Raw genomic sequence first — 13,969 nt, forward strand, 5'->3', positions numbered from 1 at the left:
GGGCGCTCGGGCCCGCCAACGGCTGGATCACGGGGCCAGGGCAACGGCCGAAGCGGGCGTGCGCGGCGAGATGTTGATGACGACGCGGCGGTTTTGTTCACGGCCGGCGGCAGTGCTGTTGTCGGCGCGCGGATCAGCTTCACCGAGGCTGATCAGCTCCATGTTGCGACGGCTGACGCCGCCGAGCTGAAGTACGCTGGCAACCGCCTGAGCGCGTTCCAAGCTCAGGCGCTGGTTCAGGCTGTCATCGCCGGAGCTATCGCTGTAGCCAGTAACCTTGATATGGCTGTCAGTTGCGCCGCGGAGCAGCTTGGCTACGCGGGACAGGGGCACCAGACCAGAGGGCAGCAACAGGGTGCGCTTGGGGTGGAAGTTGCCGTTGACCGGGATGATCAGGCGGACATCATCGCCGTCGTGCTCGATGTCGTAGCGCTCTTCCGCGGCGATGGCGCGCAGTTCGTCCATATGCAGGTGGGCCCAGGGGGTGACCTGTGGCGGTGGCGGTGGGGGAGTGGCTTTGGTGCTGGAGCAGCCGGTCAGCAGGATCAGGGCACTTCCAAGTGCAATGGCAGAAAGCAGTTTCATTGTTATCTATCCACACGCAGGTCGGGAACCAAAAGCGCTTGCCGTGATCGCAAGCGGTTGATGCGGCAAAGAGTACCACTGGCTTGGTGGTTTGTGAGCTGCCGTATGTCATGATTCATGCCTGAGTCCGCTTAACGCAAAGGAGTTCACAGATTGAGTGCTTTTCGCTGGGGTATGGCTGCGTTGCTGTCGCCGTTGCTGCTGACTGGTTGTGGCGTCATGCAGGGGTTCTGGGGGAGTGAGCCTCAGCGTCTGAGCGGCTTGCTGGAGCGCGCAAACGACGGCTTCGTGCTGCGCGAATGCGGTAGCCAGGCGCTGATCCCGCTGGTCGACGCTGAGCAGGTAGCGGCGATATACGAGCAGGCAACCCAGCCGGGGCAGATGGCAATCTTCGCTGACCTGATCGGACGCCTGGACAGGCATGGTCAGTTGCACCCGGACCAGGTGCTGCGCATGCAGTCGCACGGGCGTGGATGCAGTGATGAAAGCGCGGTAGGTGTGCAGTGGGTGGCGCTGGGTTACCAGCCGGCGTGGCAGGCATGGCTGTCGCCAGCAGGGTTGGTGCGTTCTGATGGTGAGCTGACCTATCCGGCGCGCTCGGTGGTGATTGAGCAGTTGCCGGACGGCGCGTTGAATGCCGCTTCGTTGCCGGATCACCAGCTGCAGTTGTGGTTGTATCCGCAGGCCTGCCAAGACCCGGTCACCGGGGATTACTTCCACCTGCGCGCGACCTTGCTGGTCAACGGCGAACAGCAGCGTGGATGTGGCTATCAGGGTGTGATTGCCACACCCTGATAGCCGGTTGGCTTAGCCCCCGAGGTAGGCCTTGCGCACATCCGGGTTGGCCAGCAGCGCCTCACCGGTATCTTCCAGCACGATGTGACCGTGCTCCATCACGTAGCCGCGGTCGGCCAGTTTGAGCGCCTGGTTGGCGTTCTGCTCGACCAGAAACACGGTAACGCCCTGTTGCCGCAGTTGCTCAATGATGTCGAAGATCTGCTGAATGATGATCGGCGCCAGGCCCAGCGACGGCTCATCCAGTAGCAGCAGTCGCGGCTTGCTCATCAATGCGCGGCCGATCGCCAGCATCTGCTGCTCACCGCCAGACATGGTGCCGGCGCGTTGCTGATACCGCTCCTTCAGCCGTGGGAACAGCGTCAGCACGGTGTCGAGTTGAGTCTGCCGGGTTTCCTTGTCGCTGAAAAAGGCGCCCATGCTCAGGTTTTCCTCGACCGTCAGGCGCGAGAACACGCGGCGGCCTTCCGGCACGATGGCGATGTCCTTGCGCATGATTTCGGCCGTGGTCATGCCGGTCAGTTCGTCGCCTTCATAGCGAATGCTGCCGGTGGTGGCACGCGGATCGCCGCACAGGGTCATCAGCAGAGTAGTCTTGCCGGCGCCATTGGCGCCGATCAGGGTAACGATTTCGCCGCGACGTACCTCAAGGTTGACGTCATGCAGCGCCTGAATCTTCCCGTAATGGGTCGACACGTTCTTCATGTACAGCATGCGGTGCTTTCCCTCAGGTCTCGCCCAGATAGGCTTTGATGACGTCCGGATTCTGCTTGATCTCATCCGGGGTGCCGGCGGCCAGCGGACGGCCCTGGTTGATCACGACGATGTGGTCGGAGATGCTCATCACCAGCTTCATGTCGTGCTCGATCAGCAGCACGGTGATCTGGTGCTCATCGCGCAGCTCGCTGATCAGCGCCTTGAGGTCGTCGGTTTCCTTCGGGTTCAGACCCGCTGCGGGCTCATCCAGCATCAGCAGCTTGGGCTGGGTCACCATGCAGCGGGCGATTTCCAGACGGCGCTGCTGACCGTAGGCCAGGGTGTTGGCCGGGCGGTTGGCAAACTCGCGCAGCTCAACCCGGTCCAGCCAGTACGCGGCGCGTTCCATGGCTTCCTGCTCGCTGCGGCGGTAGCCCGGGGTCTTGAACAGACCGGCCAGCAGGTTGGTGTTCATATGCTGGTGCTGAGCGACCAGCAGGTTTTCCACCACGGTCATTTCCTTGAACAGGCGCACGTGCTGGAAGGTGCGGATCATGCCGCGACGGGCAACCTTGAAACCGGGCATGCCCTGAATCTCGCGGCCATCGAACACGATCTTGCCGCCGCTCGGCTTGTAAAAACCGGTCAGGCAGTTGAACACGGTAGTCTTGCCGGCCCCGTTGGGGCCGATCATCGAGACGATCTGACCGGGCTGGACACTGAGGTGAACGCCGTCAACGGCCAGCAGGCCGCCGAAGCGCATGGTCAGGCCCGATACATCCAGAAGGGGGCGGCTCATGTACGTAACTCCAGGTGCGGACGGCTCATCGGCAGCAGACCCTGGGGTCGCCAGATCATCATCAGGACCATCATCAGGCCGAACAGCAGCATGCGGTATTCATCAAATTCGCGGGCCATCTCCGGCAGGATGGTCATGATGATCGCCGCCAGAATGACGCCGATCTGTGACCCCATGCCACCCAGCACCACGATGGCGAGGATGATGGCGGACTCGATGAAGGTGAACGATTCCGGGCTGATGAAGCCCTGACGCGCAGCAAAGAAGCAGCCAGCAAAACCGGCGAAGCTGGCGCCGATGGTGAAGGCGCCGAGTTTAACGGCGGTCGGGTTGATGCCCAGTGCACGGCAGGCGATCTCGTCTTCGCGCAGGGCTTCCCAGGCGCGGCCAATCGGCATGCGCAGCAGGCGGTTGATCACGAACAGGGTGATCAGCACCAGTAGCAGAGCCAGCAGATAGAGGAAGATCACCCGATGCTCGGAGCTGTAGCTGATGCCGACAAACTCGTGGAAGCTCTGCATGCCTTCGCTGGCGCGGCGACTGAATTCCAGACCAAACAGAGTTGGTTTGGGGATGCCGCCGATGCCGTTCGGGCCGTTGGTAAGCCAGGTCATGTTGTTCAGCAGGATGCGGATGATCTCGCCGAAGCCCAGCGTCACGATGGCCAGATAGTCGCCACGCAGGCGCAGTACCGGGAAGCCCAGCAGGAAGCCGAACAGGGCCGCCAGACAGCCGGCAATCAGCAGACCGGTCCAGAAGCCAACATCGAAATACATCGCCATTAACGCATAGCCGTAGGCTCCGACTGCGTAGAAGCCGACGTAGCCCAGATCCAGCAAGCCGGCCAGACCCACCACGATGTTCAGGCCCAGGCCCAGCATCACGTAAATCAGTACCAGGGTGCCGAGGTCGGTACCACCGCGGTTGGACAGGAATGGCCAGATGATCGCCGCGGCGATCATGAAGCACCAGAACAGGCGACGCAGCGCCGGCTTGTCGCCGAGGTTGGTCAGCTTTTCTGGCGCTTTGGGCAGGCCCGGGAGGCCTTTCCACAGCGCACTCAGCTGATCGCGGAACAGGTTGAAGAAGAACAGAAAGGCGGCAGCGGCAGCGATCTTCCAGTACACATCCGGACCGGCGCCGGTCAGGCCAAGGGTCGTACCCTGTTGTTCCAGACGCACGCCCAGCAGCAGGCCGGTCAGGATGGCGACGACAACGGCGGAAATCACCGCCGGTTTCAGGTTCGCACGGATCATACCTTCTCCACCTCCGGACGACCGAGGATGCCGCTCGGGCGGAACAGCAGGATCAGGATCAGCAGGCCAAAGGCAACCACATCCTTATACTCGGTGCTGAAATAACCGGCAGTAATCGATTCGGTGACCCCCAGCAGCAGGCCGCCCAGTACTGCACCGGGAATGCTGCCGATACCGCCCAGAACAGCTGCGGTGAAGGCTTTCAGGCCGGCCATAAAGCCGATGTACGGGTTAATCACGCCGTAATACATGCCCAGCAGCACACCGGCAACGGCGGCCAGAGCGGCGCCGATGACGAAGGTCAGGGCGATCACGGCATTGGTGTTGATGCCCAGCAGGTTGGTCATCTTCAGGTCTTCGGCGCAGGCGCGGCAGGCGCGGCCCATGCGTGAACGGGAGATGAACAGGGTGAGCAGGGTCATGGTGATCAGGGTGACCACGAAGATGATCATCTGCATGTAAGACAGGGTGGCGTGGAAGCCTTCCTGTGGGCCGATATCAACGCCACCGGAGATCAGCGTGGGCATGGCGATATCGCGTGAACCCTGAGCAATACGCACGAGGTTCTGCAGGAAGATCGACATACCGATGGCCGAGATCAGCGGAATCAGGCGATTGCCGCCACGCAGCGGGCGATAGGCGACGCGCTCAATGCTGTAGCCGTAGGCGCTGGTGACCATCATGCTGATGGCGAAGGCAGCAACGATCATCACCGGTACCGACTCGATACCGAACATCGCCAGGGCGGCGATAACGATGAAGGCAATGTAGCTGCCGATCATGTAAACCTCGCCGTGGGCGAAGTTAATCATGCCGATGATGCCGTAGACCATGGTGTAGCCAATGGCGATCAGGGCGTAGGTGCTGCCGACGGTCAGACCGTTGATCAGCTGTTGAATAAGGTAGTAAAGGGACTCTGGCATGGCCATGACACCGAAGGGGCAAGGGAAACAGTGCTGGTCCGCACAGGCGTGCGTTCGACAATAAAAAAGCGGGCCTGCCAACGATATGTTGGGCAGGCCCGTTGTGGGTCGATTACTCGGTCAGTGCGGTCTTGCTGGCGTCAGCGTGCCATTCATAGACGACGAAGTTGAAATCCTTCAGGTCGCCCTTTTCATCGAAGCTGAGGGTGCCGGTGGGGGTTTCAAAGCTGTTGCTGCGCAGTGCTTCTGCAACGGCTTCGGTGTCGGTGCTGTCGGCAAGCTTGATGCCGTCGGCGATGACTTGAACCGCAGCGTAGGCCGGGAAGACGAAGGCGCCGGATGGGTCTTCATTCTTGGCCTGGAACGCTTCTACCAGGTGGGCGTTCTTCGGATCCTGGTCAAACGCCTTAGGCAGGGTAACCAGCAGACCCTCGGAGGATTCGCCAGCGATGGCAGAGATATCGGTGTTGCCGACACCTTCCGGACCCATGAAGCGAACATCCAGACCTTGTTCGCCAGCCTGACGCAGGATCAGGCCGAGCTCCGGGTGGTAGCCACCGTAGTAGACGAAGTCGACACCGGCCTGGCGCAGCTTGGCGATCAGGGCAGAGAAGTCCTTGTCGCCAGCGGTGATACCTTCAAAGACCGGAACTTCAACGTCGTTGGCCAGCAGGACATCGCGCACGGCGGTGGCAATGCCTTCGCCATACTGCTGCTTGTCGTGGATCACGGCGACTTTCTGCGGCTTGATCTGCTCAACGATAAAGTTACCGGCAGTCGGGCCCTGCAGGCTGTCCAGACCGATGGTGCGGAACACCATCTGGTAGCCGCGGTCAGTGATGTCCGGGCTGGTGGAGGCCGCGGTGATCATCAGGATGCCTTCTTCTTCATAAATGTCGGAAGCCGGCTGGGTGGAACTGGAGCAGAGGTGACCAACGACAAAGCTGATCCCTTCGTTGACGATCCGGTTAGCAACTGCAACGGCCTGCTTCGGGTCGCAGGCATCGTCGAATACCACACCTTCGAGCTGGGCGCCGTTCACGCCGCCAGCCTTGTTGATCTGCTCAATGGCCATCTTGGCGCCAATGAACTGCATGTCGCCGTACTGGGCAACCGGGCCGGTGACCGGGCCTGCCAGAGCGATCTTGATGGTGTCCGCTGCGACTGCACAGGTGCTGGCGCCGACCAGCGCCGCGGCGGCGATCATCCGGGAAAGTGCTTTTTTGTGTGCCATCTTCATGTCATCTGCTCACTTATGTTGTTATGCCGAAAAAGGTTGCCGGTGCAGCGGTTTGCGCTGAGCGCAGCATCGGTTCGGAACTGTACCGGCGCAGTTTAGCAATCGTCCTGCGGGCTTGGAATCTGGCTTGTGCAAAAAATGAACCCATGTCCTTAAACTGCAATAATCTGTCTTTATGGCGACATCTTGTGTTCAAGAATAGCCATTTGTCCGGAATGTGCTCTAACTATCCAGTGGGCGATGCTTGCGTTCACGCGTCAGCTCATTAGTATTCGACGGCTGAAATCCTGGGGAGTGTGATCGAGTATGACGGTATCGGATGAGGCCTACGCGGCTATTCTCGGCGCGACGGCGCAGATTGAGTGGAAGGTGCTGGAGCCACATTTTGCCCGTGGCGATCTGCTGGCGGTCGACGCCGCACTGGATCTGGTGCAGGTGGCGGCGGCGATGATGGAAGACAACAGCGAAGCCATAAAGGGCTGGATGGACGCTGGTCAGTTGCAGGTGGCAACCGACAGTCGCGCCGCCGATTGGGCCGAGCGCAACCCGGATACCCTGTGGGCTGTGGTGATTCGGCCTTGGGTACTGGTACAGGAACGGGCCAGCTGATTGCACCGCAGCTGCCGGTCGGAACGAGGTCGGGCGCCTGCTCGACCAGCGGCCCGGATGCCGCAGGCTGGTCTTGGGCGCGCTTGCTGTTAACCCAGTCTTGCCCGTAACCAGCCGCTCAGGGCATCGACCAGCAGCACCATTGCCAACATCGCGATGATGACGCTGGAGGCTTTGGATTGCTGGAACAGACTCAGGGTCACGTGCAGCATCTGCCCAAGGCCGCCGGCGCCAACAAAGCCCAGCACCGCTGCCATGCGGATGTTGTTTTCCCAGCGATACAGGGTGTAAGACAGCCATTGTGGCAACACGCCCGGTAGCGTTCCGTAAAGAAACGCGGCGATGCGACCGGCACCCGCCTCGCGCAGTGCGGTAGCCGGTGCGGTAGGCGTGTTTTCCAGCGCTTCGGCGAACAGTCTGCCAAGCACGCCGGTGGTGTGCAGCGCCAATGCCAGCGTTCCAGCGAAGGGGCCGAGCCCCGCAGCCAACACCATTAATGCCGCCCAGACCAGTTCCGGCACCGATCGCAGCGCATTAAGCAGCAGCCGACAGGCGCTGCGGGCAACGGCGCCCATGCGCCCGGCAGCCAACAGGCTGAGGATCGCGCCAAACACGGCTGCCAGCAGCGTGCCGATCGCCGAGATGGCGAGAGTTTCCAGTGCGCCTTGCCACAGCTTTGCCAGCCACGCCGGGGTGGTGTTGGGCGGGAAGAATGCGGCCACATACCGCGCCATCTGTTCACGACCGTCAGCGGTAACCAGAGAACTGAAGTCCAGCTGCAGCCAGATAAACGAGGCGGCAACAGCGCCGCAGAGCAACGTCAGCGTCAGCAGGTTGGTCAGCGAGCGTTTCATGCCAGCCTCCGGCGCAGGTAGAGGCTGATCTGGTCAGCCACCAGCACCAACAGCAGGAAGGTCAGCAGGATACTGACCACCTCGCCGCCGGCGAACATGCGGATCGACAGATCGATCATCTGCCCCAGCCCACCGGCGCCGACAAAGCCCATCACCACAGAAGCGCGCACGGCGCACTCCCAGCGGTACAGGCTGTAGGACGTCAGCTCCTGTGCCGCGCTGGGCAGCAGACCATAAAAGAACGCCGCGGTGCGTGAGCTGCCGCTTTGCAGCAGTGCCCGGGCCGGCGCCTGATCAACGGACTCGAGAATCTCGGCGTAGACCTTGCCGAGCATGCCGCTGTAAGTAATGGCAATCGCCAGTACCCCGGCGGTCGGGCCGAGCCCTACGGCGCGCACGAACAGCAGCGCCCAGACAATTTCCGGAATACTGCGCAGGACAATCAGTAGCAGGCGTACCGGATAGCGCAGCGCGCGTCCCAGCCAGCCGGTGCGGCCGCTCAACAAGCCGGACACCGACAGCGCGCGGGTGGCAATCAGGCTGGCGGGAATCGCCAACAGCAACGCCAGCGCCATGCCCGCGGTTGCCATCGCCAGCGTCTCCAGCGTAGCGCGGGCCAGCAGCTGGAGAAACGCCGCGTCGGTTGCCGGCGGCCAGAAGCCACTGAGAAAGCGGCCCATGGTCTCCAGGCTCTGACTGTTGAACAGCGTCTGCGGACGGAACTCGGTTAACTGCAGGCCAGGCCAGAGCAGCAGTAAAAGCACCGCAGTCAGCAGCGCGCGGGGCAGGGCGGCAGGGTCGCGGGCGCGCCAGTGGGCAGAATCTGTGGTCACAGGCAGCGAACCGGGCGAGCGGTTTCGTGGCTGACAGGCTTTGCTGCGTTTGCTGCCAGGGTATCGTTGGCGTAGAGCGCGGCAAGGTCCTGCTCGCTGACGTCACAGGCTGCTTTATCGAACAGCACCTGGCCAGCGCGCAGGCCGACAATGCGCGGGAAGTGTTTTAGCGCCAGGTCTACCGCATGCAGGCTTGCCACTAAAGGCAGGCGACGCTCACGGGCGACCTCGCCAAGCAGTGTCAGGGTGTGATCGGCCAGCACCGGGTCCATCGCCGAAACCGGTTCGTCGGCCAGTAGCAAGTCGGGGCGTTGATACAGCGTACGGGCGATGCCGACGCGCTGCTGCTGTCCGCCAGAGAGCTGGTCGCAGCGCTCGAACAGGCGCTCGGCCAGATCCAGTCGAGCCAGTTCCTGACGGGCGCCCGGGATATCCAACGGATAGCACAGCGAGACCAATGCGCGCAGCAGAGACCATTGACCCAAGCGGCCGGCTAGCACCGCAGTAACCACCCGTTGGCGTGGCGGTAGAGGAGGGCTTTGGTGGATCAGGCCGATGCGGCTGCGCAGGCGTCGCAGTGCACTGCCGCGCAGCTGTGCGGGGCGTTGTTCGAGCAGGCTCAGCTCGCCGCTGCTGGGCATCAGACTGGTAGCCAGCAGGCGCAGCAAGGTGGTCTTGCCGGCGCCGGACGGGCCAATAATGGCGACCTGTTCGCCCTGGTTTAGCGTCAGGTCAACTGCGTGCAGTGCGGCTTGCCCGTTGGGGTGGGTATAGCCCACCCCGGACAGGCGAATGCTCACTCCAGCAGGCCTGCTGCGCGAGCGGCTTCTTCAATGCCTACGTAGTTCTCGGCGCTGGTCGGTACGAAGCGTGAGGCACGTTGCAGGTCGAGAATCGCCTTGTGCGCCGGGTTGGCCGGATCCAGAGCCAGGAAGGCGGCGCGGATGCGCTCAACCAGCTCGGGTTCCAGGTCGCCGCGTACGGTCCAGTTGTAGTCGTAGTAGGTCGGCGTGGTGGTGTAGACGTGCACCTTGCTGGTGTCGACCTTGTTCTGCTCCAGCAGTTTTTCCCAGACCGAAGAGTTCAGCACGCCAGCATCCACCTTGCCGGATTCGACCCAGGCAACGGTAGCGTCATGGGCGCCGGAGAAACCAACGCGGCTGAAGAAGGTATCCGCGTCGATACCGTCCTGTTGCAGGAAGTAGCGCGGCATCAGGTGACCGGACGTGGAAGAAACAGAGCCAAAGGCAAAGCTCTTGCCGTTCAGATCAGCATGGCTATGCACGTTCGGGTCGGCAGTAATAAAGGTGCTGGTGAAGACTTCATCCTGCTCGCGCTGGACCAGCGGGATGGCGTTGCCGGTGCGCAGCTTGGCCTGAACGAAGGTGAAACCACCCAGCCAGGCCATATCCAGACGCTTGGAGCCCAGGGCTTCAACAACACCCGCGTAGTCGGAGACCGGCTGGAAAACGACTGGAATACCCAGTTGCTCCTGCAGGTAGTGGCCGAGTGGCTCGAACTTGCGCAGCAGCTCGGTAGGGGCTTCATCAGGAATGGCAGAAACGCGCAGCTCAGTGGTTTCAGCATGAGCGGCAGCACTAAACAGGGATGCAACGGACAGGCACAGACCTGCCAGCAGCGCGACGGGGCGACGGCGTGAAGACATGATTTTCTCCGGTTCAATAGCGGATTACTCGCGCCGGACGTTGCTGGCCCGGCGCGGCGTGTGCGCAGTGTAGTGAAAAAATGCGACGAGGCGAAGCGCTATGGCGCGGTCATCCCATTTTGCCGGCCATCCATTACACTGCGGGTTTTGTGCGGAGTCTCATTATGCCCTGGTCCCTGGCCGCCAACCTGTCGATGCTGTTTTCCGAGCTGCCGCTGCTTGAGCGCCTGGAGGCTGCCCATGCGGCGGGGTTCGATGGCGTGGAAGTTCAGTTTCCCTATGAGCTGGCGGCTGAGCGGCTCAGCGCCGAGCTGCAACGGCTAGCCTTGCCGCTGGTACTGATCAATGTGCCAGCAGGTGACCTGATGCAGGGTGGTGCGGGTCTGGCCGCGGTGCCAGCGCGGCGCGGCGAGTTCGCTGCTGCGTTGGAGCAGGCGCTGGCCTACGCCGAGGTTGTGCGCCCGCAGCGCGTTAATGTGCTGCCGGGGCGCCTTGCCGATGGGGTTGAGCGGGAAGCCGCGCAGGCCTGTCTGGCAGACAACCTGCGCTTGGCGGCGGATCGGTTTGCTGAACTAGGCATTGGCGTGTGCTGTGAGGCGATCAACCGGCTGGATATGCCGGGCTTTCTGATCGCCAGCTCCCGTGAACTACGCACGCTGCTGGCGCAGGTGGATCACCCTAACCTGTCCGCGCAGCTTGATCTATTCCATATGGTACGGATGGGCGAGGCGCTGCCGGAATCGATCGAACGGCTGGCTGGACGCATCGGTCATGTGCAGTTTGCCGATGCGCCGGGACGTGGCGCGCCGGGCAGCGGGGGTATTGATTTTGCCGCTGCCATGCAGGCACTGGCGCAGGTCGACTACCAAGGTTGGCTGGCCGCCGAATACCGCCCGACGGAGGATGACACCCTGAGCTGGCTGCAGGGCTGGCGAGCGGCCGGCTGGGTCGGCTGATCAGACCCCGGGGCCGCAGCGCACCTCGCTGGCTCTGGCGAGCAGGTTGCCGCTCTGGTCATACAGCCATCCGGCTGGACGCCAGCCGCGGCGGGCCAATGCAAAGCGGTAGTGCTGCCCACCCTCAAATGCATGGCTGACGGCCATGATGCAGGTGCGTCTGCCGCTGCTGAACACGCCTTGCACCGAGCCGCCGGTTGGAATTTCGAACTCGTAGCGTACCTGCAGCTCGTGCGGGCCAGCGCTGAGGTCATCAAAACGCAGGTGCCACTGCGGTGTGCCGTCCAGGCGGTAGGCGCGCACCGTGCTGCCTACGTCCCCGTCCAGTTCAACCCGTGCCTGACTTTCCGTCAGCGGCGGCAGGGGCGTTTGCGCGCAGGCGCCGAGCAGCACGGCGGAGGTCAATAGTACGTAGCGGATCATGGGGACTCCGCCTTCAGGGAGGTAGGGCTCTCATCCATGCGCAGTGCCCGTTCGATATCGAGACCGATGATCAACACGCCAATGGTGGCGTCGCTTTGCGGGTCGCCGATACGGGTACCGACATGCACCTGAAAGCGGCGGGTGGACTGGTCGTAAGTCAGGGTGCTCATATACGGCTGCTCTGAAAAGAACGGTTCGGTGAACTTGGTTTCGTCGCCTTGCCAGTAATCGGTCGTGGGCTCGCTGATCGCCACGTTCAAGCCGTGCTGATCGGTGACGATGAGCTCGCTGACGATGCCATCCAGCTGCGCCTGTTGCTCACGCAACCAGTCTGCCAGCGGGTTCTGGAGTACGCGGCTGGTCAGTTCGCGCTGGTCTTTGGGCAGGCGCTGTTCGTCCAGCCACTGTTGGTCCAGTTGGTGAATCTGCTGGATGGATACGGCCTTATTCTGCGCGTTCTGCGCTTTGACTGCGGCAATCAGACCAGGATCGTTGCGCCAATGCTCGAACAGGTGGTCGTGCATCTGTTGCAGTTGCTGGCGTTCGTCGGCCCGCAGCACGCCGTACTCAGGGAGGCAATTGAACACATGCGTGTTAAACAGCTCAAGAAACTCGGGGTTGGCTCCGAGGTAGCGGTTCGAGAAGTAGACGCCGAGCGTCGTGTATTGCAGAAAATGTGCGAAGCGCGGGCGCAGGGTAGTAGGTTGGCGTGTCAGTTCGATACGCAAGGTTTGTTGGTCTGCCAGAAAGGCATCGATGCGCCCGCGTTGCAGCATTTGCAGTAATTGGCCAGTGCCACTGACCAGCGGATCGACACGGTAGTTATGCAAGCTCAGCCATTCGACTTCGTTACTGCCGCGAATTCCGGCGACTTGCAGGCCCGAGCCCTGACCGTTGCTGGATGGGCGGGTAGCGCTGTTGCTGAACCAGTACCACTTCTCAAGCGCCAGCGGCGCCGAGAGGGTGGCAAAGCGGCTTGCGCGACTCATCCGGGTGGCGGAAAAAAAACCTTCGGCTTTGCCGTCTGCGACGTCCTGCACGGCTCGTTCCCACGGCAGCACACGAATCTCGTAATCGACCTGCATGGCGTCGAAGATACAGGCCAGCGCCTTGACCGAACTGCCGGTCAGGCGATCGCCTTCACGTACCTGGTAGGGCGGGAAGATATCGGTGTTCAGGCGAATGGTCTGCGCGTGGCCTGTGCAGGACAGCAGGAGCAGCAGTGGCAGCAGCAACACACGTGGCATCAATGGCGGTTCCTGTCGGATTCTAGGCTAACTATAGGCTACATCCGTGGGTTTATCGGCGAACGGAAACATTTCGATAAGTCCGGTTGCTGCTGACTGATCAAGCAGACCGATAGCGCTGGTGGCGCCGCTGAGACAGGCGCATGCTATTCACTCTATTTATTGTCAGCAAGACTGCGCATAAGTAACGCAGCGTATTTCAAGAGGAGACATCGCATGCAGGACCTTCAGGGCAAAGTGGCAGTAATCACCGGTGGCGGCAGTGGCCTGGGCCGCGAACTGGCGCTGTGCTGCGCCGCACGCGGCATGAAGCTGGTGTTGGGCGATGTGGACGAGCGCGGTATGCAGGAAACGCTGCGCCTGGTCGAAGAAGCTGCGCCGGGCACCGAATCCGCCACCATGCGTCTGGATGTCTCCAAGCTGGAACAGGTACAGGCGCTGGCCGATCTGTGCAAATCACGCTTTGGTGGCGCGCACCTGCTGTTCAACAATGCTGGCGTCAGCGTTGGTGGGGCAGCCTGGGAAAACACTGTCGATGACTGGGAATGGGTCATGGGCGTTAACCTGTATGGCGTAGTCTGGGGCGTCAAGGTGTTTACCCCGATCATGCTGGAACAAGGTGAAGGTCATATCGTCAACACCGCGTCTGCGGCGGGTTGGGTGAACGGCCCGAACATGTCGGTTTACAACGTAACCAAGCATTCGGTTGTTGCGCTGTCAGAAACGCTGGCGCTGGACCTGCGCGACGTAGGTGCCAACATCGGCGTTACCTGCCTGTGCCCGGCGTTCTTCCCCACGGGAATCTCCGAGTCCGAACGCAACCGTCCGGCCGATAAGGCCGACACCGTCGCCCTCAGCGAAACGGCGCTCAAGCGCTCCGAAATGACCAAGGCCGCGGTCGCCAAGGGCAAGATTCAGGCGTCGGACGTAGCGGAAATGACCGTCAAGGCGGTTGAGGCTGATCAGTTCTACGTATTCCCGCATCGCAAGATCAAGCAACTGATTGCTCTGCGCGCGCAGGCAGCGGACAACGAGCAGACTGTGTTCGACTCGATGAATCCGTAAAGCCTCGGGCGCGCCACGTCCA

At 61.9% G+C, this 13,969-nt stretch carries 16 protein-coding genes; 4 read left to right on the top strand and 12 right to left on the bottom strand.

Going from position 1 to position 13,969, the window contains the following annotated elements; all coding sequences use genetic code 11:
* Positions 1-27 precede the first annotated feature (27 nt).
* Positions 28-585 (bottom strand): OmpA family protein, encoded by a 558-nt coding sequence (locus AAFM31_RS06515; RefSeq protein ID WP_341707090.1) that lies wholly within the window; start codon positions 583-585, stop codon positions 28-30.
* Between the two features lie 153 nt (positions 586-738).
* Here AAFM31_RS06515 and AAFM31_RS06520 point away from each other — a divergent pair, with 153 nt between their 5' ends.
* Positions 739-1,380: a hypothetical protein gene (locus AAFM31_RS06520; protein WP_341707091.1), complete on the top strand. Its 642-nt coding sequence runs from the start codon at positions 739-741 to the stop codon at positions 1,378-1,380.
* 12 nt (positions 1,381-1,392) lie between these two features.
* On the opposite strand, the gene AAFM31_RS06525 is transcribed toward AAFM31_RS06520, so the two are convergent.
* The 5 genes from AAFM31_RS06525 to AAFM31_RS06545 form a co-directional block, all read right to left on the bottom strand.
* On the bottom strand, positions 1,393-2,094 hold the full coding sequence (locus tag AAFM31_RS06525) for an ATP-binding cassette domain-containing protein (RefSeq protein WP_341707092.1): 702 nt from the start codon (positions 2,092-2,094) through the stop codon (positions 1,393-1,395).
* A gap of 13 nt (positions 2,095-2,107) precedes the next feature.
* On the bottom strand, positions 2,108-2,875 hold the full coding sequence (gene livG, locus AAFM31_RS06530; RefSeq protein ID WP_088273542.1) for a high-affinity branched-chain amino acid ABC transporter ATP-binding protein LivG: 768 nt from the start codon (positions 2,873-2,875) through the stop codon (positions 2,108-2,110).
* On the bottom strand, positions 2,872-4,128 hold the full coding sequence (locus AAFM31_RS06535; protein WP_341707199.1) for a high-affinity branched-chain amino acid ABC transporter permease LivM: 1,257 nt from the start codon (positions 4,126-4,128) through the stop codon (positions 2,872-2,874). The genes livG and AAFM31_RS06535 overlap by 4 nt, the downstream gene beginning before the upstream one ends.
* Positions 4,128-5,054, bottom strand: a complete 927-nt coding sequence (gene livH / locus AAFM31_RS06540; protein WP_341707093.1) for a high-affinity branched-chain amino acid ABC transporter permease LivH — start codon at positions 5,052-5,054, stop codon at positions 4,128-4,130. Before livH ends, AAFM31_RS06535 begins: the two co-directional genes overlap by 1 nt.
* Positions 5,055-5,166: 112 nt before the next feature.
* A complete protein-coding gene (locus AAFM31_RS06545) occupies positions 5,167-6,294 on the bottom strand; it encodes a branched-chain amino acid ABC transporter substrate-binding protein (RefSeq protein WP_371833017.1) in 1,128 nt (375 codons plus the stop codon).
* Positions 6,295-6,600: 306 nt separating this feature from the next.
* Between AAFM31_RS06545 and AAFM31_RS06550 the strand changes: the two genes are divergently transcribed.
* Positions 6,601-6,903: a DUF2288 domain-containing protein gene (locus AAFM31_RS06550; RefSeq protein ID WP_341707094.1), complete on the top strand. Its 303-nt coding sequence runs from the start codon at positions 6,601-6,603 to the stop codon at positions 6,901-6,903.
* Between the two features lie 89 nt (positions 6,904-6,992).
* On the opposite strand, the gene phnE is transcribed toward AAFM31_RS06550, so the two are convergent.
* The 4 genes from phnE to AAFM31_RS06570 are packed head-to-tail and all read right to left on the bottom strand — an operon-like array spanning position 6,993 to position 10,256.
* On the bottom strand, positions 6,993-7,757 hold the full coding sequence (gene phnE, locus AAFM31_RS06555; protein ID WP_341707095.1) for a phosphonate ABC transporter, permease protein PhnE: 765 nt from the start codon (positions 7,755-7,757) through the stop codon (positions 6,993-6,995).
* The gene (locus AAFM31_RS06560; RefSeq protein WP_341707096.1) at positions 7,754-8,590 is read right to left on the bottom strand and encodes an ABC transporter permease subunit; all 837 of its coding nucleotides are present in this window, start codon (positions 8,588-8,590) and stop codon (positions 7,754-7,756) included. Before AAFM31_RS06560 ends, phnE begins: the two co-directional genes overlap by 4 nt.
* Positions 8,587-9,390, bottom strand: a complete 804-nt coding sequence (locus AAFM31_RS06565; protein WP_341707097.1) for a phosphonate ABC transporter ATP-binding protein — start codon at positions 9,388-9,390, stop codon at positions 8,587-8,589. The genes AAFM31_RS06560 and AAFM31_RS06565 overlap by 4 nt, the downstream gene beginning before the upstream one ends.
* Complete coding sequence (locus AAFM31_RS06570; RefSeq protein ID WP_341707098.1) at positions 9,387-10,256, bottom strand: putative selenate ABC transporter substrate-binding protein; 870 nt, start codon at positions 10,254-10,256, stop codon at positions 9,387-9,389. Before AAFM31_RS06570 ends, AAFM31_RS06565 begins: the two co-directional genes overlap by 4 nt.
* Before the next feature lie 164 nt (positions 10,257-10,420).
* Between AAFM31_RS06570 and AAFM31_RS06575 the strand changes: the two genes are divergently transcribed.
* Positions 10,421-11,212: a TIM barrel protein gene (locus tag AAFM31_RS06575; RefSeq protein WP_341707099.1), complete on the top strand. Its 792-nt coding sequence runs from the start codon at positions 10,421-10,423 to the stop codon at positions 11,210-11,212.
* On the opposite strand, the gene AAFM31_RS06580 is transcribed toward AAFM31_RS06575, so the two are convergent.
* Both AAFM31_RS06580 and AAFM31_RS06585 read right to left on the bottom strand, forming a co-directional pair.
* Positions 11,213-11,635: a hypothetical protein gene (locus AAFM31_RS06580; protein ID WP_341707100.1), complete on the bottom strand. Its 423-nt coding sequence runs from the start codon at positions 11,633-11,635 to the stop codon at positions 11,213-11,215. It lies immediately after the preceding gene.
* Positions 11,632-12,882 carry a transporter substrate-binding domain-containing protein gene (locus AAFM31_RS06585; protein ID WP_341707101.1) on the bottom strand — a complete coding sequence of 417 codons (1,251 nt, stop codon included), beginning with the start codon at positions 12,880-12,882 and terminating at the stop codon, positions 11,632-11,634. Before AAFM31_RS06585 ends, AAFM31_RS06580 begins: the two co-directional genes overlap by 4 nt.
* A gap of 216 nt (positions 12,883-13,098) precedes the next feature.
* Here AAFM31_RS06585 and AAFM31_RS06590 point away from each other — a divergent pair, with 216 nt between their 5' ends.
* Entirely contained in the window at positions 13,099-13,947 is an 849-nt protein-coding gene (locus AAFM31_RS06590) for an SDR family NAD(P)-dependent oxidoreductase (RefSeq protein ID WP_341707102.1), read from the top strand.
* Positions 13,948-13,969 lie beyond the last annotated feature (22 nt).

It is taken from the genome of Halopseudomonas sp. (assembly GCF_038130085.1).
GTDB lineage: Bacteria > Pseudomonadota > Gammaproteobacteria > Pseudomonadales > Pseudomonadaceae > Halopseudomonas.

Bases quoted from the DNA above. Each gene is read 5' to 3' on its own strand.
- AAFM31_RS06550 (WP_341707094.1), top strand. From the start codon at position 6,601: ATGACGGTATCGGATGAGGCCTACGCGGCTATTCTCGGCGCGACGGCG.
- livH (WP_341707093.1), bottom strand. From the start codon at position 5,054: ATGCCAGAGTCCCTTTACTACCTTATTCAACAGCTGATCAACGGTCTG.
- AAFM31_RS06575 (WP_341707099.1), top strand. From the start codon at position 10,421: ATGCCCTGGTCCCTGGCCGCCAACCTGTCGATGCTGTTTTCCGAGCTG.
- AAFM31_RS06590 (WP_341707102.1), top strand. From the start codon at position 13,099: ATGCAGGACCTTCAGGGCAAAGTGGCAGTAATCACCGGTGGCGGCAGT.
- AAFM31_RS06515 (WP_341707090.1), bottom strand. From the start codon at position 585: ATGAAACTGCTTTCTGCCATTGCACTTGGAAGTGCCCTGATCCTGCTG.
- AAFM31_RS06570 (WP_341707098.1), bottom strand. From the start codon at position 10,256: ATGTCTTCACGCCGTCGCCCCGTCGCGCTGCTGGCAGGTCTGTGCCTG.
- AAFM31_RS06525 (WP_341707092.1), bottom strand. From the start codon at position 2,094: ATGCTGTACATGAAGAACGTGTCGACCCATTACGGGAAGATTCAGGCG.
- AAFM31_RS06580 (WP_341707100.1), bottom strand. From the start codon at position 11,635: ATGATCCGCTACGTACTATTGACCTCCGCCGTGCTGCTCGGCGCCTGC.
- AAFM31_RS06585 (WP_341707101.1), bottom strand. From the start codon at position 12,882: ATGCCACGTGTGTTGCTGCTGCCACTGCTGCTCCTGCTGTCCTGCACA.
- livG (WP_088273542.1), bottom strand. From the start codon at position 2,875: ATGAGCCGCCCCCTTCTGGATGTATCGGGCCTGACCATGCGCTTCGGC.
- AAFM31_RS06545 (WP_371833017.1), bottom strand. From the start codon at position 6,294: ATGAAGATGGCACACAAAAAAGCACTTTCCCGGATGATCGCCGCCGCG.
- phnE (WP_341707095.1), bottom strand. From the start codon at position 7,757: ATGAAACGCTCGCTGACCAACCTGCTGACGCTGACGTTGCTCTGCGGC.